Annotated in this window: 18 protein-coding genes; 9 read left to right on the top strand and 9 right to left on the bottom strand. The window is 44.4% G+C overall.

The annotated features are described in order from the left end of the window. Position 1 precedes the first annotated feature (1 nt). Complete coding sequence (gene glnL / locus OO184_RS01725; protein WP_265377716.1) at positions 2–1,051, bottom strand: nitrogen regulation protein NR(II); 1,050 nt, start codon at positions 1,049–1,051, stop codon at positions 2–4. Between the two features lie 154 nt (positions 1,052–1,205). Further along, a complete protein-coding gene (gene glnA, locus OO184_RS01720) occupies positions 1,206–2,615 on the bottom strand; it encodes a glutamate--ammonia ligase (RefSeq protein WP_265377715.1) in 1,410 nt (469 codons plus the stop codon). A 449-nt stretch (positions 2,616–3,064) separates the two neighbouring features. Between glnA and typA the strand changes: the two genes are divergently transcribed. After that, a complete protein-coding gene (typA, locus tag OO184_RS01715) occupies positions 3,065–4,903 on the top strand; it encodes a ribosome-dependent GTPase TypA (RefSeq protein WP_265377714.1) in 1,839 nt (612 codons plus the stop codon). Between the two features lie 63 nt (positions 4,904–4,966). On the opposite strand, the gene OO184_RS01710 is transcribed toward typA, so the two are convergent. From OO184_RS01710 to OO184_RS01700, 3 genes are all read right to left on the bottom strand, one after another. Then, complete coding sequence (locus OO184_RS01710) at positions 4,967–5,536, bottom strand: disulfide bond formation protein B (protein WP_265377713.1); 570 nt, start codon at positions 5,534–5,536, stop codon at positions 4,967–4,969. Positions 5,537–5,550: 14 nt separating this feature from the next. Then, positions 5,551–5,703 (bottom strand): DUF5993 family protein, encoded by a 153-nt coding sequence (locus tag OO184_RS01705; RefSeq protein ID WP_240042970.1) that lies wholly within the window; start codon positions 5,701–5,703, stop codon positions 5,551–5,553. A 738-nt stretch (positions 5,704–6,441) separates the two neighbouring features. After that, positions 6,442–7,896 carry a carbon starvation CstA family protein gene (locus OO184_RS01700; RefSeq protein ID WP_265377712.1) on the bottom strand — a complete coding sequence of 485 codons (1,455 nt, stop codon included), beginning with the start codon at positions 7,894–7,896 and terminating at the stop codon, positions 6,442–6,444. A 156-nt stretch (positions 7,897–8,052) separates the two neighbouring features. Here OO184_RS01700 and yihX point away from each other — a divergent pair, with 156 nt between their 5' ends. The 5 genes from yihX to OO184_RS01675 all read left to right on the top strand — a co-directional run bounded on the left by yihX (position 8,053) and on the right by OO184_RS01675 (position 10,924). Then, a complete protein-coding gene (gene yihX / locus OO184_RS01695; RefSeq protein WP_265377711.1) occupies positions 8,053–8,679 on the top strand; it encodes a glucose-1-phosphatase in 627 nt (208 codons plus the stop codon). Positions 8,680–8,723: 44 nt separating this feature from the next. Continuing rightward, positions 8,724–9,161 carry a D-aminoacyl-tRNA deacylase gene (dtd, locus tag OO184_RS01690; RefSeq protein ID WP_265377710.1) on the top strand — a complete coding sequence of 146 codons (438 nt, stop codon included), beginning with the start codon at positions 8,724–8,726 and terminating at the stop codon, positions 9,159–9,161. A 73-nt stretch (positions 9,162–9,234) separates the two neighbouring features. Further along, positions 9,235–10,152, top strand: a complete 918-nt coding sequence (gene fabY / locus OO184_RS01685; protein WP_036813768.1) for a fatty acid biosynthesis protein FabY — start codon at positions 9,235–9,237, stop codon at positions 10,150–10,152. A gap of 259 nt (positions 10,153–10,411) precedes the next feature. Continuing rightward, entirely contained in the window at positions 10,412–10,648 is a 237-nt protein-coding gene (locus tag OO184_RS01680) for a type II toxin-antitoxin system RelB/DinJ family antitoxin (protein ID WP_012776380.1), read from the top strand. A gap of 3 nt (positions 10,649–10,651) precedes the next feature. Then, on the top strand, positions 10,652–10,924 hold the full coding sequence (locus OO184_RS01675) for a type II toxin-antitoxin system YafQ family toxin (protein WP_012776381.1): 273 nt from the start codon (positions 10,652–10,654) through the stop codon (positions 10,922–10,924). 57 nt (positions 10,925–10,981) lie between these two features. Here the strand turns inward: OO184_RS01675 and OO184_RS01670 are convergent, their stop codons facing one another. Further along, the gene (locus OO184_RS01670) at positions 10,982–12,691 is read right to left on the bottom strand and encodes an AsmA family protein (protein WP_265377709.1); all 1,710 of its coding nucleotides are present in this window, start codon (positions 12,689–12,691) and stop codon (positions 10,982–10,984) included. Positions 12,692–13,260: 569 nt separating this feature from the next. Here OO184_RS01670 and OO184_RS01665 point away from each other — a divergent pair. Beyond that, a complete protein-coding gene (locus tag OO184_RS01665) occupies positions 13,261–14,802 on the top strand; it encodes a 4-hydroxyphenylacetate 3-hydroxylase family protein (protein ID WP_376712536.1) in 1,542 nt (513 codons plus the stop codon). A 203-nt stretch (positions 14,803–15,005) separates the two neighbouring features. Here OO184_RS01665 and OO184_RS01660 read toward each other — a convergent pair whose 3' ends face one another. Then, entirely contained in the window at positions 15,006–16,400 is a 1,395-nt protein-coding gene (locus OO184_RS01660) for a uracil-xanthine permease family protein (protein ID WP_265377707.1), read from the bottom strand. A 242-nt stretch (positions 16,401–16,642) separates the two neighbouring features. On the opposite strand from OO184_RS01660, the gene gltS reads away from it, so the two are divergent. Then, a complete protein-coding gene (gltS, locus tag OO184_RS01655; protein WP_049584018.1) occupies positions 16,643–17,851 on the top strand; it encodes a sodium/glutamate symporter in 1,209 nt (402 codons plus the stop codon). Positions 17,852–17,985: 134 nt separating this feature from the next. Here the strand turns inward: gltS and OO184_RS01650 are convergent, their stop codons facing one another. Further along, complete coding sequence (locus OO184_RS01650) at positions 17,986–18,303, bottom strand: HigA family addiction module antitoxin (protein ID WP_139654436.1); 318 nt, start codon at positions 18,301–18,303, stop codon at positions 17,986–17,988. A gap of 11 nt (positions 18,304–18,314) precedes the next feature. Beyond that, on the bottom strand, positions 18,315–18,641 hold the full coding sequence (locus OO184_RS01645; RefSeq protein ID WP_376712535.1) for a type II toxin-antitoxin system RelE/ParE family toxin: 327 nt from the start codon (positions 18,639–18,641) through the stop codon (positions 18,315–18,317). Between the two features lie 383 nt (positions 18,642–19,024). Between OO184_RS01645 and OO184_RS01640 the strand changes: the two genes are divergently transcribed. Then, complete coding sequence (locus OO184_RS01640; protein ID WP_265377706.1) at positions 19,025–19,792, top strand: Fic family protein; 768 nt, start codon at positions 19,025–19,027, stop codon at positions 19,790–19,792. Positions 19,793–19,943: the final 151 nt, after the last annotated feature.

Here is a 19,943-nt window from a genome sequence, read left to right as displayed (position 1 = left end):
TCTATTTCTTAATTGGTAAGTAGATAGAAAACTCTGTGTGTCCCGGCCAACTGGTAAATTCTATTTTGCCAGAGTGTTGGTCTATTAAATTGCGAGCAATGGATAGACCAAGACCTGTTCCACCTTCATGAGCACTGACCATTGGGTAAAATAAGGTGTCCTGAATTTGTGGCGGAATACCTGGCCCGTTATCTTCCACGTCAATTCTGGCGGCTAGACGATAGCGCTTACCATGCAAGGTAATTTGAAAAGCAGTACGAGTGCGGAGGGTAATGGTTCCCCCTTGTTTTCCTAGCGCTTGCAAGGCATTACGGGCGATATTTAGCAGCACCTGCTCAATTTGATCAGGATAGTGGGCCAGTTCTGGCAAACTGGGATCGTAATCTTTTACCAGTGTGACGTTATCCGGCATTTCTAGCGAGACTAGCTGAGAAACCCGTTCAGCAACATAATGAATGCTTTGCTTAATTCGTTCGCCCGGATGTTGTGGGCCAAGTAATCTGTCTACCAGATGGCGCAATCGGTCGGCTTGTTCAATAATCACCTGGGTGTATTCCTGCAAAGCAGGATCGGGCAGTGCTTTTGACAGTAATTGCGCGGCTCCCCTCAGCCCACCAAGAGGGTTTTTGATTTCATGTGCCAGCCCCCGAACCAATTCCCGTGCGGCTATCTGCTGAGCTTGTTGTACCTGCTCTTGGCTTAACCGGCGTTGACTATCCATAGGCGCCAGTTCCAGCAAGATGAACTGCTCGGAAATCGGTTGGGCACTGAGCGACATAATGTGAAAGCGGTTATCAACCACTAACGTTACTTCGTTATCAGTAAAACTTTGGCCGCTGATCAGACTAGAGCGCATCAATTCGGTATTCAGTGAAAAATAACTAAACAGCACTGGAAGAGGTGTACCGAATAGTTTACGGGCACTCTGTGCGAATAATTGCAGTGCCGCATGGTTGGCATAACGGATGACGAGATCAGTATCCAATACCAGTACACTGTTAATGAGTGAATTTAATATTTGCCCGCTATCGGGCAGATTTTCCGTTTTCATCCACACTCCTGCACCTTTTTGGTGCACTGTATCATGTTCGAGCGTAAAACCCAGTCAAAGCCTGAAATTTAGCTAGCAGGAAAAAGGCCCATCCGAAGATGGGCTAAAAGGTTTCACGGCAACAAAAAATGATCAGCGGAAATGGTGCTGCTAATTACACACTGTAATAGAGTTCAAACTCCAGTGGGTGCGGCGTCAGACGGACACGCTCTATTTCACTGTTTTTCAAGTCAATATATGCATCAATGGCGTCATCGGTGAATACACCGCCGCGAGTCAAGAATTCACGATCAGCATTCAATGCCGCCAGTGCTTCCTCCAGAGAAGCAGCGACGGTAGGAATCTCTTTGGCTTCTTCCGGTGGCAGGTCATACAGGTTTTTATCCATCGCATCACCGGGATGGATTTTGTTGATGATACCGTCAAGGCCAGCCATCAACTGAGCGGCGAATGCCAGATAAGGGTTAGCCGCCGGATCAGGGAAACGTATTTCAATACGGCGAGCTTTAGTACTGGCAACGACAGGAATACGGATAGATGCCGAACGGTTACGGGCGGAGTAGGCCAGCATAACCGGTGCTTCATAGCCCGGAACCAAACGTTTATAAGAGTTGGTTGTCGGGTTGGTGAATGCGTTCAGCGCACGAGCATGTTTGATAATGCCGCCAATGTAGAATAGCGCCAGTTCGGACAGACCACCGTATTTGTCACCGGCAAACAAGTTAGTCCCGTTTTTGGACAGAGACATATGGCAGTGCATACCGGAGCCATTATCGCCAACCAGTGGTTTTGGCATAAAGGTTGCTGTCTTGCCGAAATTGTGCGCGACATTATGTACGACGTATTTGTAAATCTGGGTTTCGTCCGCTTTTTTGGTCATGGTGTTGAAACGGGTAGCGATTTCATTTTGACCTGCTGTTCCCACTTCATGATGATGAGCTTCTACAACCAACCCCATCTCTTCCATTGTCAGGCACATCGCTGAACGTAAATCCTGAGAAGAATCAACGGGAGGCAGGGGAGCATAACCGCCTTTTACCGCAGGCCGATGGCCTTTGTTGCCGCCTTCGTATTGCGTCCCGGAATTCCATGCAGCTTCGATATCATCGATGTGATAGTAAGAATGGGACATGGCGCTGCTGAAGCGCACGTCATCAAACAGGAAAAACTCAGGTTCTGGTCCGCACAGAACAGTATCGGCAATTCCGCTTGAACGCAGGAAGTTTTCAGCACGTTTGGAGATGGAACGGGGATCACGGTCGTAGCCTTGCATGGTGCCGGGTTCCAGAATGTCACAACGTAGGATCAATGTGGCATCGTCAAAGAAGGGGTCAAGCATGGCTGTACTGGAATCTGGCATTAGCACCATGTCAGATTCGTTAATCCCTTTCCAACCGCTAATTGAAGATCCGTCAAACATTTTGCCATCTTCAAAGAAGTCTGCATTAACCTGATGAGCTGGAATGGTCATATGTTGTTCTTTGCCTTTGGTATCAGTGAAACGCAAATCAATAAACTTCACCTGATGCTCTTCAATCATGGTTAAAACATGTTCAACAGACATACTCGGTTTCTCCTGGCTTGTGTTGGTCTTGATAAAATTGTCGTGATTAAGACTAAAGAAAACACAATCACATTGTTTTTGCCTTAACAAGGCTATTTACACGTTTGCAAACTTCAAACTTATAGTTGTGAAAGTCAAATTAGTTGTGAAAGTCAATTCAATCACGAAAAGCATTTGCGAAAAGCATGCCAACTTTTTAACACCTTGCAATATACTGTATCGTGGTTATCCCGGTGATGGGATACCGGAATATTTGGGAAAATTGCACTGTATTGGTGCAATTATATGACTGAGACGCACAATGTTAGTGCGTTTATATCAAAAATGCGTCTATTTATGGGTGTGAAAGGGATCACAATTTCATTGTCATCAAGTTGTTAAGCATAGATTATTGTGATCCTGTTTAGTCCTTCGACCAATGTGTGTACAATAGCGCGCCATTTCTATAAATGCCTGAGGCAAAGTTTGTGATCGAAAAATTGCGTAATATCGCCATTATCGCGCACGTTGACCACGGTAAAACGACCCTGGTTGACAAGCTGCTGCAACAATCCGGTACTTTCGGTGACCGTGCGACAGCGACAGAGCGTGTGATGGACTCCAATGATCTGGAGAAAGAGCGTGGAATTACTATCCTCGCAAAAAATACCGCCATTAAATGGAATGACTACCGTATTAATATCGTAGATACTCCGGGACATGCCGATTTCGGCGGTGAAGTAGAACGTGTTATGTCTATGGTCGACAGCGTACTATTGCTGGTGGACGCTATGGACGGGCCAATGCCTCAGACCCGTTTTGTGACACAAAAAGCGTTCGCTCATGGTTTGAAACCGATTGTGGTTATTAACAAAGTTGACCGTCCTGGCGCACGTCCTGATTGGGTTGTAGATCAGGTGTTTGACCTGTTTGTCAATCTGGGAGCGACTGACGAGCAACTGGACTTCCCCATTGTGTATGCATCTGCGTTGATGGGAATCGCTGGTACTGATCATGAAGATATGGCGACAGATATGACGCCGTTGTATCAGGCGATTGTCGATCATGTAGAGCCGCCGAAAGTTGACCTGAACGGTTCATTCCAGATGCAGATTTCTCAGCTTGACTACAATAACTATGTTGGCGTTATTGGGATTGGTCGTATCAAGCGCGGTACGGTTAAGCCAAACCAGAATGTCACGATTATTGATAGTGAAGGTAAAACCCGGAACGGTAAAATCGGTAAAGTGTTGGGCCATTTGGGTCTGGAGCGTATTGAGAGTGAGCAAGCGGAAGCAGGCGATATCGTTGCGATTACCGGTCTGGGTGAGCTGAATATCTCTGATACCCTGTGTGACGTCAACGCGGTTGAAGCGTTGCCGCCGCTGGCTGTTGATGAGCCGACGGTAAGCATGTATTTCTGTGTTAACACCTCTCCTTTCTGTGGCCGTGAAGGCAAATATGTTACTTCACGTCAAATTCTTGAGCGTTTGAAGAAAGAGTTGGTTCACAATGTCGCCCTGCGGGTTGAAGAAACAGAAGATCCGGATGCGTTCCGTGTTTCTGGCCGTGGTGAATTGCACTTATCTGTTCTGATTGAGAACATGCGCCGTGAAGGTTTTGAACTGGCGGTATCCCGTCCGAAAGTTATCTTCCGTGAAATCGATGGTCGCAAGCAAGAACCTTTCGAGCAGGTGACGCTGGATATTGAAGAGCAGCATCAGGGAGATGTGATGCAGGCGTTGGGTGAGCGTAAAGCGGATCTGCGCGATATGCTGCCAGACGGTAAAGGCCGTGTCCGCCTTGATTATATTATTCCAAGCCGTGGCCTGATTGGCTTCCGTACTGAGTTCCTGACAATGACCTCCGGTACCGGTCTGTTGTATGCGACATTCAGCCACTATGATGATGTTCGTCCGGGTGAAATCGGTCGCCGTCAGAATGGCGTGATGATTTCCAATGGTCAGGGTAAAGCGGTTGCTTATGCGCTTTACAGCTTGCAAGATCGCGGTAAGTTGTTCCTTGGTCATGGCGCCGAAGTATATGAAGGCCAGGTGATCGGTATTCATTCCCGTTCTAATGACCTGACAGTTAACTGTCTGACAGGTAAAAAACTGACTAACGTCCGTGCATCTGGTACTGACGAAGCGACAACCCTGTCTCCACATATTAAGAAAACCCTGGAGCAGGCTCTGGAGTTTATTGATGATGACGAGTTGGTGGAAGTGACCCCGGTGTCTATTCGCCTGCGTAAACGCCATCTGACGGAAAACGAACGCCGTCGTGCGTATCGCAGTAAAGAAGCATAATCTTTCCTGCAATACCAATGCTTAGGGCGCCAATGGCGCCCTGAGTTTTTTTAACAAATGAGATTATTTACCGAGCAATTGATAGAACGTTGGGTTGTCATCACACTGCCCACCGCCACACTCCAAAATCGTGGAGATTAAATTTGCGGTAATTAATATGACAAATAATCCGATAATAATCTGACCGATAACCGACTTGTTTGGTTTTGCTTCAGTTGTTTTTTCCAGGCTTTTTGATATCAGCATGACTGATATGCCGATAATCGCAATAACTGAGCAGATAAGGGCCCAAGTATAGAAATGCAGACCCAAAAATGCGGAACCATAACCGAGATCACCGGGTGTGATATGTAAAAATACTTGTCGGATCGCAACAATGCCAGTCACGATACAGCCGAGAAGCGATAAGCCATAATGCGCGCTTTTGATGCCAAAACGCAGATTAAACAGGAAACCAAACCCTATTATGATCATGCCTGCTCGCTGTAGCAGACATAATGGACAAGGGAGTTCTGAAAGGACCAATTGATAATAGAAGGCAAGGGTTAAAGCAGCGCTGATCGCAAATAACCCAATGAGGTTAAATACTACGCCGTAGCTGAGCTGTTGTTTTGTGGCTAATACCTGATTCATCAGATTGTCTCCCGTTAAAAAGATAGATTTAACGAATCAGTTGCATGATGGATAAACCAAGCTACAGTCGTCACCGAAAGAAGAGCCCATAGGGTATAACTGGTTTTATACTTGCCATATAGGGTGGTGATAACCGCAAATAATGCGAGTAAAAAAGGTAAAAACATATACATGGTTGATTCTCCAGTTTTCTAAAAACATTCAAGACCTTTCCCTTGTAGTTCAGGGGAGGGAATTCATCGAACTCAGTTTAGGATCGTTTACTTCGATACCCGCGATCAATTATCCAAAGGCGAGTTATCCATTAAAAGAGACGCTCTGGCGCCATTTAATGGGAGTCACTCTCTTTGGTATCGCATTTGGAAACGTACAAACCTACATTTATTAAAGCAAAGTTTTAGTATTCGAATGGTGTATGATTTAACTCACTATTCGTAGTGTGCTGCTAATAACAATTGTAGTCAATCTTGTTTATGTCCGCCACCATTCAGAAGGGTGAGCGTGATTATCATTTGGCAAGAGTTTCAATGAGTTGTTTTTTATTTAATAGTTAAGCAGGAAACGATTAGAAACGGCGAATCGTATCTCGGCTTGGAAACTTCCCAATTTAACGACTATTATTGACCCCCCTATCTCCAGGTGAATTCTTTTTCATTATTTGTCACTATAATGGGCGCCGAGCTTTCATAAAGAAGCTATCCCAGACATTCTCTATGGGGAAATGGCGCTTTCTTCACTAATTTTTCTGATCGTAATGCTTAAATTATCAATATTCATGTGATATTTCGTCTGATATTTGCAGGAGGAATAAATGTTTCTTATCACGATAAAGGAGATCGGCAATTAAAACCCCTCAACTTTTTATCGTGAGGGGCTGTTGTGATATTTAATATCTTCTTGGGTTTTTACTCATTTAATGCTTCGGCTTCTGTATTATCGGAAGCTGATTGAGAGCGGACTTTCGCGAAGAAGGCAATTGTGACAACCACCATTGCGGCCAGGCCGATAACAACAGAGATATTCCAGTTTAGCGCAAAACCTTCTGGCGCAAATGCCAGATAGGTGAAGCACACCGCGGTCATAAACATGGCTGGCAGGGTGGTGATCCAATGGAACTTATTGCGACGTAGCAGCCATGCGGAGGCCGCCCATAACATGACCATTGCTGTAGTCTGGTTTGCCCAACCGAAATAACGCCAAATGATATTGAAGTCAGTTTTGGTAATCAGATAACCGACAATAAACATTGGCACACTTAATAACAGACGTTTAGTCATTTGTTGCTGAGGAATATTCAAGAATTCAGCAATAATAAGCCGGGCAGAACGGAATGCGGTATCGCCAGAAGTAATTGGCAAAATCACCACACCGAGGATTGCCAGAATACCGCCGACGGTACCTAACAGAGAAGTGGACACTTCATGAACAACCAGAGAGGCTGTACCTTGATCAATCACCGCCTGTAGCGCGTTAGTATCTTCATAGAAACTCAGGCCCAATGTACACCAGATCAGCGCGATAATACCTTCACCAATCATTGCGCCGTAGAAAACGAAACGACCATTTTTTTCATTCTGCATACAACGCGCCATCAGCGGAGACTGAGTGGCGTGGAAACCAGAGATAGCGCCACAAGCAATCGTAACGAATAGCAATGGCCAAATAGGCAGATCTTTCGGGTTAAAGTTAGTGGTGAAATCTAATCCTTGCGAATAGAAGGGCTTATCACTCATTGCTAAACCGACCATCAGCGCGACAGACATAAACAACAGCAATGCACCGAACAGTGGGTAAAGGCGACCAATAATTTTATCAATAGGCACCAGCGTTGCGAGAATATAGTAAGCAAAGATAATACCGACCCAGATCGCAATGTTATCCCAACCCATTGCCTCTTTCAGCAGGTTATTCAGCAAGCCGGCTGGACTCAAAACAAAGACGACTCCAACTAGCATCAGCAGAATAACAGCAAATATATTCATGAAATGCTTCATGGTTTTGCCCAGTTCATTACCAACGATAACGGGCACGGATGCTCCGCGAGCGCGCACACTGAGCATACCGGAGAAGTAATCATGTACTGCGCCGGCAAAGATACAGCCGAATACAATCCACAACATGGCAAGCGGGCCATAGAGGGCACCGAGAATCGGGCCGAAAATAGGACCAACGCCGGCAATATTCAGTAGCTGAATTAACCAAACTTTTGGGGTGGACATAGCAACATAATCAACACCATCAGCCATAGAAAGCGCAGGGGTTTTTCTTTCTGGTCGAATAGTGAATATCTTTTCGACAATCTTGCCATATATGAAATATCCAGCCAGAAGAAGGCCGATACAGAGGAGGAACCATGACATAAATATAACACCTTACTCGACTTTTTTAATCTGGATGCTACTTTATAGTTTCATAAAAAAAATACCGTGAAGTAATTCGCTTTTTACTTGTCCGTACTGTTTTCTAATTGAAAATACGATTAAAGTAAAAAGTCATTAATTAGCCAGGGGGTAATTATGCTATATATCTTCGATATGGGTAATGTGATTATTGATATTGATTTTAAAAGGGTTTTAGCGGTATGGAGTAATTTGAGCGGGACACCTCTTGCGACTTTGACTAAAAGTTTCTCTATGGGAGAAACGTTTGAAAAACATGAGCGTGGTCAAATTACTGATCTGGAATTCGCTGATACTTTATGTCAGGAAATGAGTATTTCACTCAGTTTTGAGCAGTTTGCTGCCGGATGGCATGCTATCTTTATTGATATCCGGCCTGAAATTATTCAGATAATGAAGAAATTACGTGAGGCAGGACACCGGGTTGTGGTGTTATCCAACACAAACCGCTTGCACCTGGATTACTGGCCGCATAATTATCCTGAGATTGCGGCATCCGCTGATTATCTCTATTTATCGCAGGATTTGGCAATGCGTAAACCTGAGCCTGATATTTTCAAATATGTGCTTGAGACAGAAGGCTTTTCACCGGATCAGGCGGTGTTTTTTGACGATGTGCTGGAAAATGTGGAAGCAGCCAGGGCGTTAGGGATCAATAGCATTCATGTTGTTGATAGGCAGACAGTGCCAGATTATTTCGAAGCAAGCAGTTTTTATGAACAAAATGAAGGATTGAACGGATAATAGAGGATAGTGTGCTGATGTGACTATCTGAATAAAGGAAAAATATGATTGCGTTAATCCAGCGGGTAACACAGGCAAATGTTGTTGTTAAGAACGAAGTTGTTGGGGAAATTGGTCACGGCCTGCTGGTGTTGCTAGGTGTTGAGAAAGGAGATGATCAACAGAAGGCAAAACGGTTGTGTGAAAAGGTGATTGGGTATCGGGTGTTCAGTGATGAGCAGGACAAAATGAATTTGAACGTCCAACAGGTCGGAGGCAGTTTGTTGGTGGTTTCCCAGTTTACACTGGCTGCCGATACTCAAAAGGGCATGCGCCCCAGTTTTTCTGGTGGCGCTGCCCCAGATAAGGCCGATGAATTATATCGCTATTTTGTTGAACAATGCCGCCAAAGTGGTGTAAAAACAGAAATCGGGCGGTTTGCTGCCGATATGAAAGTCAGCCTGACAAACGATGGGCCAGTCACTTTCTGGTTGCAGGTCTAGCAACCAAAAAAAGCCAGTAGAACGCAACCATCCCCCGATTAAACATCATAAGCAAAAGAAAGGGGCAGTTTCTATGTATCATCTGCGAGTACCTGAAACAGAACAAGAACTGGAAGCATATTACCGATTTCGTTGGGAAATGTTGCGTAAGCCGCTGCATCAGCCTGTCGGCTCTGAAAAAGATGGTTATGACACGATGGCTCATCACCAGATGGTTGTGGATGAGAAAGGTAACCCAGTGGCGGTAGGGCGTTTATATATCAATGCGGATAGTGAGGGGGCAATCCGCTTTCTGGCAGTGCATCCCAACGTACAAGGTAGAGGGTTAGGAAAATTAATCGCAATGGCCCTGGAATCGGTTGCCCGTCAGGAAGGTGTTAAACGGGTTGTGTGCAGTGCTCGTGAACATGCGGTAGAGTTTTTCAGTAAATTGGGGTTTGAAAACCGTGGGCCAATTACTAGCCCGCAAACGACACCGGTTCGCCATTTTCTGATGATAAAGCCGGTTGCAACTCTTGATGATATTCTTCACCGGCCAGACTGGTGCAATGAACTGCAACAGGCTTGGTACAAACATATTCCCCTTAGTGAAAAAATGGGGGTACGAATTTCTCAATATACCGGTCAGAGCTTTATTACCACCATGCCGGAAGCAGGTAATCAGAATCCTCACCAAACTATCTTTGCTGGCAGTCTGTTTTCTCTGGCAACACTGACTGGTTGGGGGTTGATCTGGCTGTTGTTGCAGGAACGTCAACTGGGTGGCGATATTATTCTGGCTGATGCTGATATCCGTTACAAAAAACCGGTTATTGGCAGGCCAAAATCTGTTGCGGATCTTAAAAATATGAGCGGTGATTTGGCTCGTTTGGCACAAGGCAGTAAAGCGAGAGTGAAGTTGGATGTAATTGTCAGCGGTGATCAAGGGATCGGTGCGGTATTTACTGGCACCTATATGGTATTGCCGAATGCTTATACGGCTATCGCTTAGATTTCGCAGTGGCATTAAATATGCCACTGGTGGTATTTTTCATGTCAACAGCAGAAATGAAAGGCTGCTTTTATAAGGTTAAGCTTCGTTGAGTACGCGCAACATAAAGGCATCAGGTTTAGGCAGTATGCACGCCATTTTTTGTACCTTCATAATGCTATAGAATACAGATTTTGTGTGTTTATTAGTCTGATAATCTTGATTTGTGTCCACAATAGTCCTACGATAAGGGAGAAAACAGTCAGAAGAGGGGGATACTATGAATACGGCCATATTAAAAGTTCGTGTTCCTGAAGAACTAAAAAATGCGGTAGCGAGAGCTGCTCAGGATAACAGTTTGGATATGTCTAGTTTTGTCCGCCTGGTATTAACCCGAGCGACAAAGGAACGCCACATTCCTAATGCCACAACGCAGGCGGCGATCCGTGAGCTGGAAAGTGGTGGTGGTACAAGTGTAGATACCGTAGATGAATTTTGGGATGAAATTTTTAAATAAAATATGCTAAAAATTCGATATTCATCTGCATTTAAAAAGGATTTAAAACCCTTTCAGCATGATAAATCAGCTATTTCTGTTATTAATACCGTATTAAAACTGCTTGCCACGGGAAAACCACTTCCCCGTGAATATAAAGAGCACTCATTGAAGGGGGATTATATTGGGTATCTGGAATGTCATGGAAAGCCGGATCTCCTGTTGATTTATAAGAGAACTGAGCAAGAGGTTTTCTTATATCGGGTTGGAAGTCATGCAAAACTATTTAAGCTGTGATCTCATCCCAAATAGCCCAATTTTTGGGCTATTTGGTGTTACTGGGTGTTTACACGGTTATAGCCTAATAACTGAGCAGGTTTCACAATTTTGTATGGATATCTGCCCCTTATCGATTACTTGAGTTTCTTTGCCTGATTGTTTATCCGTGGCAGTCAATGAACCATCAATAGTACTTTTAATATCATCAGCAGCAAGATCTCCCTGTATTAACAGCGTGAAATTACCTTTACCCTGTAATTTCAACGGCACCCACCGCCATTGAGGTAAAATCGCCAAATCTGCATCTATTCCCCGGAAATCTAAAGTAAATGGCTTTTGTACCTGTTGATCTACTGTACCCTTCACTTTCAGTAATCCACCATCAACAGAGGCATCTAATTGGTCGAGGATCAGTTTATTTCCCTCGGTGTGTAATTTAAGGTAAGGGCGACGTAATTCAACTTTGTTAAATGTTGCGCTGGTGGCACTTAGATTTGAAGAGCCACTCCAGATCCCCCATTTCCCTTCTTTCAGTAACTCCATGTCATAGATATAACCACTGAGGGCGGTAAGCTGGAATGGAAAATTGGGGTTAATATCAATCAATAAACTGTTGTTAATCGTCATCTCGTTAATGGAAAATCTGGATATCCATTCAGGCAATGATTTTTTCAGTAGCTGATGCCAGTTTTGCGGCAAGGTATAAATTAAACCGGCAACTGTTGCATTGGTGATGTTGAATTGCTTTGTTTGGTGATTCCATTTCCCTTTGACGTGGAATAATCCCTTTTCCCAATGAGACGTGAGATTGGAAATAGTGAGTTCATTGCCAGCCAGAAGAAGGTGACCAATAATATCGGTGAAATGAAGATCATTCAGCGTAGTATCCATGACATTGAAATCAATGATGCCCTCTTTTGCCTGCCAGTTCCCGTTGGTCAAACCAACATTTTTTACTGAGGCATCCAGATAGTTGGCAGACCAGTTTTTACCTTCCAGCTTGGCATTAGTAAGGCTCAGATCTTTAATATTAACGGCAGGTAATTTGCTCGCTTTTAGCCATAACGCTTCAAGTGTCATTGGCGTTTGCCAACGAATATTGCTGATAAGTAAATTATCCCACTGCCAGCTACCATCAGGCTGACGTTGCCCATTACCCGATACTGAACCTTGTGCCAATGTTGCGCCAAATGAATGGATAGTCAGGGTATTCTGCTGGTTATCTCCTCGCATAATAACTTTTTCGAGAGAAATATCATTGAAGTTCAGCTTATCAGCACTGAATTGAAATTCTCCATTCCCTGCTAATTCGCCTGATTGCGGGTTCCAGGGAGTGATGCCGCCGGTGATGTTTTGTCCTTGAATTTGCCAGTCTGCATTTTCTGACTGAATAGTCATCTGATTAAGTTGCAGAATATTGGCGCTAAAAGGTATTGATTGTGACTGATCTCTGATTGTTAATTGGCCCTGTTGCAATAACAGACGATGAAAATGGCGCGGGGAAGTGAATTGCTGCCAGTTGAAATCGAATGCGATAACTTTAGCTGCTAAAGTGAAAGTCTGTTGCTGATTGCTAACGACGATATCGGAAAATGCCAAGGTACCTGGTTGTGACCAGTGATGTTCGATATTGCCGATTTGAACCTGATAGCGGCTGTGATGACTCAGCCATTGACTAAGCTGATGCGCTCCCCAGTTTGTCTGCATCGCGACATAAACAGTGATTACTGCCAATATGAGCAGTAATAACAGAGTAACCAGCGATTTTCCTAACCATCTCATCATCAGACTCCAATTTAATCGGCTTATAGCTTCCTTTTATGCCGTAATTTTCGGGTTCACTCAAGAGATGGTGAATAAAATTTATGAACGAGGATAAATTATCATTTGTAACATTTGTATAATTTAACAATAAGAATCCCAATAAGTCACTCTATCAGGTGTTATTTCTAATAATTTCAGGGTATGAGATGAGAAAAATGATTAATTATTAGTTATCGTTTTATTCTATTAAAATAAACTTAAGAGATTAATCTTTGTTTAATTGTATTTTTATTTTTTCACGCTAAGTTTTTTTTATTAATAACTTAGCGTATTTGTGTGGGTTTGTTAATAATTATATTGTGTGATTAATATGATCATTAAATCTATATTTTATTGCATGGAAATATAGCCAATGACATCCGAATGAATTAATGTATTAATAGATGGCTATAAATGGAGTAATGATCTTTTTTCATCATTCCTTCTATTCCTTTCTCAGTTTGATTGATGTTTGAAATAACACTGCATAGTTTATTTTCACCCATCTTCCGGCAAATAAATAATGTAAGGAATCTTCTATGTCAGAAAACATGAAACAAAAATCGTCGAATGAAGGTAGTATCCGCACAACTCGCCCACTTACAGGAAAGGAATTTCTGGATGGGCTAAACGATGGTCGGGAAGTCTGGGCTTATGGTGAACGTATTCACGATGTTGCCAACCATCCTGCTTTTCAAAATACAGCCCGCTCTATTGCGAAACTCTACGATGCTTTGCACGATCCTGCTCATCGTGATGTACTGACTACGCCTACAGATACGGGTAGTTCTGGTGTGACACATCCCTTTTTCCGTGTACCGCACTCACAACAGGATTTAATTGCTGATCGTGATGCTATCGCCGCGTGGGCTCGCATGAGTTATGGTTGGTTGGGTAGAAGCCCTGATTATAAGGCTTCGTTTCTTACCTCACTCGGCGTAAGGCCGGATATTTATGGTGATTTTGCTGATAATGCAAAAAACTGGTATATCCGCTCACAGGAAAACGTGTATTACTGGAATCACTCGATTATTAATCCACCAATAGATCGTCATTTATCACCTGATGAAATTGGTGATATTTGTGTTCATGTTGAAAAAGAGTGTGATGATGGATTAATTGTCAGCGGCGCTAAAGTTGTCGCTACGGGATCGGCGATTTGTCATTACAATTTTATTGGTCATTACGGCTTACCAATAAAGAAACGGGAATTTGCGTTGGTCTTTACTGTGCCGATGAATGCGCCAGGAGTGAAATTAATCTGTCGCCCCTCTTACTCAATGGCGGCTGATAAAATGGGCAGTCCTTTTGATTATCCGCTCTCGTCCCGATTTGATGAGAACGATACGATAATGGTGCTGGATAAAGTGAAGGTTCCTTGGGAAAATATATTTATCTATGGAGATGTAGATAAAGTTTCGTTATTTTTTGCTGAATCGGGGTTTTTTCATCGGGCTATGTTGCATGGTGTGACCCGATTGGCGGTTAAACTTGATTTTATTTCTGGATTGCTCCTTAAGGGTATTGAAGCCACAGGTACGAAGGATTTTCGTGGTGTGCAAACACGGGTTGGTGAAGTATTGTCATGGCGTAATCTATTTTGGGCGCTCAGTGATGCGATGATTAAATCTCCAGAGCCTTGGGGTGAAGATGCCCTATTGCCTCGGTACGAGTATGGGATAGCTTATCGTTGGTTTATGACGCAGGGTTACCCGAGGGTAAAAGAAATTATTGAACAGGATCTGGGCAGTGCCTTGATTTATGTTAACTCTCATGCCAGCGATTTTTCCAACCCGGAACTCTCTCCTTATCTTAATAAATACATACGTGGCTCCAATGGTTACAGTGCAGTTGAGCGAGTCAAACTCATGAAACTGATTTGGGACTCTATTGGTACGGAATTCGCTAACAGGCATGAATTATACGAGCTCAATTATGCTGGCAACCATGAAGTTACCAGACTCGATGTATTATGGGCTTCCCAAGCCTCGGGCTTAGTGGATCAATTGAAGGGGTTTGCTGAGCAGTGTATGAGTGAATACGATCTTGATGGTTGGGTTGGTAACGATCTTATTTGGCCTTCCAGCCGCTAGGAGATATACCCAATGGATTTCAAGATGCATCGCGACGGCAAAGGAGCGAATCCCCGGGAGCATAGATAACGATGTGACCGGGATGAGTGAGTGCAGCCAACAAAGAAGCAACTTGAAAGATGACGGGTATAAACCATCATCACGCGCGATGATGAAATATACGTGCGTGATGAGTTGATTATGTGTAACCCGATATCAGATTGTTAGAGAGATTGTTTTTCCTGAGGAAACACCAGATTAAGGGTGATGGCTGTCAAACCGCCAGCAGCAATACCGGAAGAGAGTAACGTTTTCAGCCAGTCAGGAGCGAACTGTAAAATTAGCGGTTGTTGAGCAACGCCCATACCAACCGCTAAAGAGAGCGCGATAATCATAATTGCCCGGCGGTTAAGCGCTTCTCTGGAAACGATACGGATACCAGATGCGGCAATCGTACCGAACATCACGATAGTGGCGCCCCCCAATACCGGTTCAGGGATCTGTTGTACAAATCCTGCCACCGCAGGAAATAGACCTAACAGCATCAACATTAGCGCTACGGCATAACCTACACGGCGGCTGGCAACGCCAGTGAGTTGGATAACCCCGTTATTCTGCCCAAAACAAGAATTTGGGAAGGTATTAAATACGGCAGAAAGCATAGAATTTAAGCCGTTAGCTAAAACACCGCCTTTAATACGTTTCATATATAGAGGACCGCTGACCGGTTGCTCGGAAACATCAGACGTCGCGGTAATATCGCCGATAGTTTCCAGCGAAGTGACCATGAAAATCAACATTAGCGGGATAAGCAGATTCCAGTCAAAGGAAAGACCATAATAGAGTGGTGCGGGAATTGTCATGAGTGAGCTATTTTCTTGTACCGTTGTTGGTGGCAGCATACCCATTAGCCAGGCGGCAACATAACCGACTGCCATTGCAATCACCAGAGAAGCGACACGCAGATAAGGATTACGCTGTCGGTTCAGCAAAACAATGATAACCAACACAACGCCTGCCAGAAACAGATTTTCTGGAGAACCAAAAGTGTGATTTTCGATAGCAGAAAACCCGCCGCCGATAGAGGTCAACCCAACCTGAATGAGAGACAAGCCGATAATCATCACCACAACACCGGAAACCAACGGGGTGATAATTCGCCGGGCCAGATGCAATACGCGGGATAACAGAATTTCTGTGACGGATGCCGCCATTAGAGTGCCGAATAACGCTGCCATCATGGTTGGAATGTCGGCACCGCCGTTTTTCAATGCCAGCCCGCCCATGATCAGTGGGGAAACAAAGTTAAAACTGGTCCCTTGAATAGAAAGTAAACCAGAGCCGACAGGCCCCCAAGCTCGGATCTGGATTAATGATGCCAATCCTGAAGCAAACAGAGACATACTGATAATCCGCTGCGTATCGTGAGCAGGCAGCCCTAGCGCTTGGCAAATTAAAATTGCCGGCGTAATAACAGCGACAAACATTGCCAGTAAATGCTGACAGGCAGCAAACAACGTTTGTGGCAACGGTGGCCGATCTTCTAAGCGATAAATCAATTCACTAGCTGGTTTCTTCGGGGGTATTGTTTCAGTTTGTTCAGGGGATGAGGTGAGCATGGTGTGAAATTCCGGACTGACAAAGAGCGCATTTTAATGATCAATGGTGTAAAAGCAATCGTTTGCGTAAAAATGCTGTCACTTTCCATGATTTGCTCTGGTCACATTTTTATATGTTTTAACTTGTGTTTGTGGCAGATTTTTTTTCTAATCCAGCGTTGCCTGCTTTTGGCGTTCTCTAAAGGATGAGTATAACGTCGTAATAACTTACATAATTTTAACAATATAGCTGGGGTACATAGATGTATCATCTTGATGTTTATGGCACGCTCGTTGCATCCGCATTAGTACTATTACTTGGACGCAAACTTGTACAATCAGTCCCATTTCTTGAAAAATACACCATTCCTGAGCCGGTCGCTGGTGGCTTGTTAGTTGCTCTGATTCTTTTAGCCGTTCAACAAACAATAGGTTGGGAAATCAGTTTTGATTTGTCTCTTAAAGACCCTTTGATGTTAACTTTCTTTGCCACTATCGGCTTGAATGCCAATCTTTCCAGCCTGAAAGCGGGGGGAAAGGTCCTGTTCACGTTTGTCTTCGTCGTTGTTGGCTTATTGCTGGTTCAGAACACGGTGGGTATCGCTCTGGCTGAACTGTTAGGGCTGGACCCCTTAATGGGCTTACTGGCGGGTTCTGTTACGTTGTCTGGTGGTCATGGGACCGGCGCCGCTTGGGGTAAACTGTTTAGTGAGCGTTATGGTTTTGAAAATGCAACAGAAGTAGCAATGGCTTGTGCGACTTTCGGTTTAGTACTGGGTGGTTTGATTGGTGGCCCGGTTGCTCGTTTCCTGGTGAAAAATACCAAAACCCCAGGACTAAGGGGCGATGATACCGAGGTGCCGACAGCATTTGAAAAACCTTATACCGGGCGGATGATCACAGCATTGGTGATGCTGGAGACGATCGCCTTGATCGCTATCTGCCTGATGGCAGGTAATTTTGTATCTGAATTTTTGCAAGGTACATGGTTTGAACTACCGACATTCGTCTGTGTGTTATTTATCGGGGTTATCCTCAGTAACAGTCTGTCGGTGTTAGGTTTTTACCGAGTCTTTGACCGAGCGGTTTCTGTACTGGGTAACGTAAGCCTTTCCCTGTTTTTGGCAATGGCGTTAATGAGCCTGAAATTGTGGCAGATGGCATCGTTGGCATTACCCATGCTGATCATTCTCACTATTCAGGCCATCGTTATGGCGCTGTATGCAATTTTTGTCACCTATCGGGTGATGGGGAAAAACTATGATGCTGCGGTGCTGGCGGCGGGTCACTGTGGTTTCGGTTTAGGCGCGACACCTACCGCCATTGCGAACATGCAGGCGATTACTGATCGCTTTGGACCGTCTCATGTAGCGTTTCTGGTGGTGCCGATGGTTGGCGCGTTCTTTATTGATATCGTTAACGCGATTGTGATTAAACTCTATCTGCTGTTGCCAGTATTCCCGGCGGTGTAGGGTAAATTGGCAAAATACTGCGCCAACTGGATAGCTGGTGCAGTATTGTTGTGTTCTTTGATCATTATTTATTTTAGGCAAGCATTGTCATCGTTTCACCGTCAAAACGACAATACAACGCAATATATTCGCAACTAGGCGGCTACCAAGGGCCGCGCGTGTTCCAATTTGTCAGCCAAAACCTCATTATGCTGAGCCAGCCACATATCATTGATGAACTGGAGGTTAAGCCAAAACTCCGGTGTGGTTCCCAAAACCTTTGCCAGCAAAAAGGCAGTTTCCGCAGTCACTCCGCGCCGACCGCCGCACAGCTCATTGACGGTCTTCCGGCCTACACCCATAGCTTTTGCCAGTTCGCCCTGAGTGATACCCAAGGGTTCCAGAAATTCTTCTTTGAGCATAGCGCCCACACTGGTAGGTTGATGCGCGGGAATTTTTAGTGCTTCAATCATCGTTTTACCTCTTACCTGTATGTATGTGGGTCCAGATAGATTCCGTTAGCCTCTCCTGCATCCCATTGGAATATCAGGCGATATTGCTTGTTAACGCGGATCGAACACCACTCCTTTAGATTGCCCTCCAGATGCTCAAATCTGTTACCCGGTGGCACCCTTAAATCTTTCTCGCCTTTAGCGACATGAATAATATCGAGCTTACGCTTTAAAGCACTTTCAATTGTGCTAGGTATGTTGGGTGACTTTTCACCGCGAAAGTAATAATCATCCAACCACTGATCCCGGAACGCCTTAATCATGGTCAATGGTATCCTGTATCGATATATGGTACAAATGGTTTTTAGTCTTTGTTTTGCCTGCGCTCAATGCGTGTTTCATCTTTCCGCTAAGTTATGTTTGTGAAACAATGAACAATTGGCAGTAGTATATGGAGCGCCATTTGCATGGTAAATAGTCAGACCACTGACAAGTCTTGTTAAAAATAATGGTATCCGTGTGCTGCTTCGCGTCTGCGAAATTGTGCTCTATCGTCTCTTTCGTCGTTTGTAAATCTTTTTTCACTCATGAGGTTAATCGGTTTTCTCTGGCCTGTTCTTGACGGATAAAATGATTTTTAGAGACTAGCTCGTCAAACGAGAGCGTTTCTGGTGAGATGGTCTTTTACTGTGTTTTGCTTATAATTTAGCGAATTCAAATGTAGTAAAAAGGATGGGCAACGATGAAGCTTTTCAACGCATTGGGGTTTCGTTGGGACCGATCTGCGGTTCCTCTTATTGTTCCGATTCATTCTATTGAGCGGGTATGCTTTCGTTTTCACCGGATGTTACCGGAGTTTGTTTGGGATGCCAGCGTGCTTGAAGGTAATCCCTTCACCTTCCCGGAAGTGAAAACATTGTTGGACGGTATAACCGTCGGTGGTAGGAAGGTTTCTGATCAGGAGCAAGTACTGAATCTCGCAGAAAGTTCCAGATGCCTGTTATCTTTGGTGAAAAGAGGTCAATTTGAGTTGACCAAAGCTACGTTTGCTAAACTTCATAGCATAGTTGCTCGCAATGAAGTCTTGGAATGGGGAACATTCCGTGGGGAAGGGCAGGAGACCAACTACACCCCAGATGTTAGTTTGGGTGAGTGTGGTCGGCATATTCCGTTACCTACCGAATCAGGCGCACCAGAATTGAACCACATTTTTCAAGCCGGTATGGCGGCATTGGATGAATGTCAGCCTTTTGAAAAGGGAATTGCATTCTTCCTTTTTGGTGCGTTACAGCAATTCTTCTTTGACGGTAACAAACGCACTTCCCGTTTCATGATGAATGGTATTTTGATGTCAAACGGTATAGACGCCATCAGCGTGCCTGCGGCGAAAGTACATGAGTTCAACGAAAAGATGGTCCGCTTCTACCTGAGCAAAGATGCTACTGAGATGATGGCGTTCCTGGTGGATTGTCACCCGGAAGTAGAGCAAATTCGAGCGGCGAATAGATGAAATAATATTGGCAACCGGACAGGAGTAGTCATTCTGATAATAATACTTCTATCGCCTCTACCTATGTTACCGGGGTGAGCGCAGCCAACAAAGAGGCAACTTGAAAGATAGCGGGTATACCGTTAAACATTAAAGGATGGAAATAGTTCCT

Origin of the sequence: Photorhabdus aballayi, assembly GCF_026153155.1 — a bacterium.
Classification (GTDB): Bacteria; Pseudomonadota; Gammaproteobacteria; order Enterobacterales; family Enterobacteriaceae; genus Photorhabdus; species Photorhabdus luminescens.
Note: the sequence above shows the minus strand (reverse complement) of the source record. Positions and strands in the feature narration are given on the sequence as shown.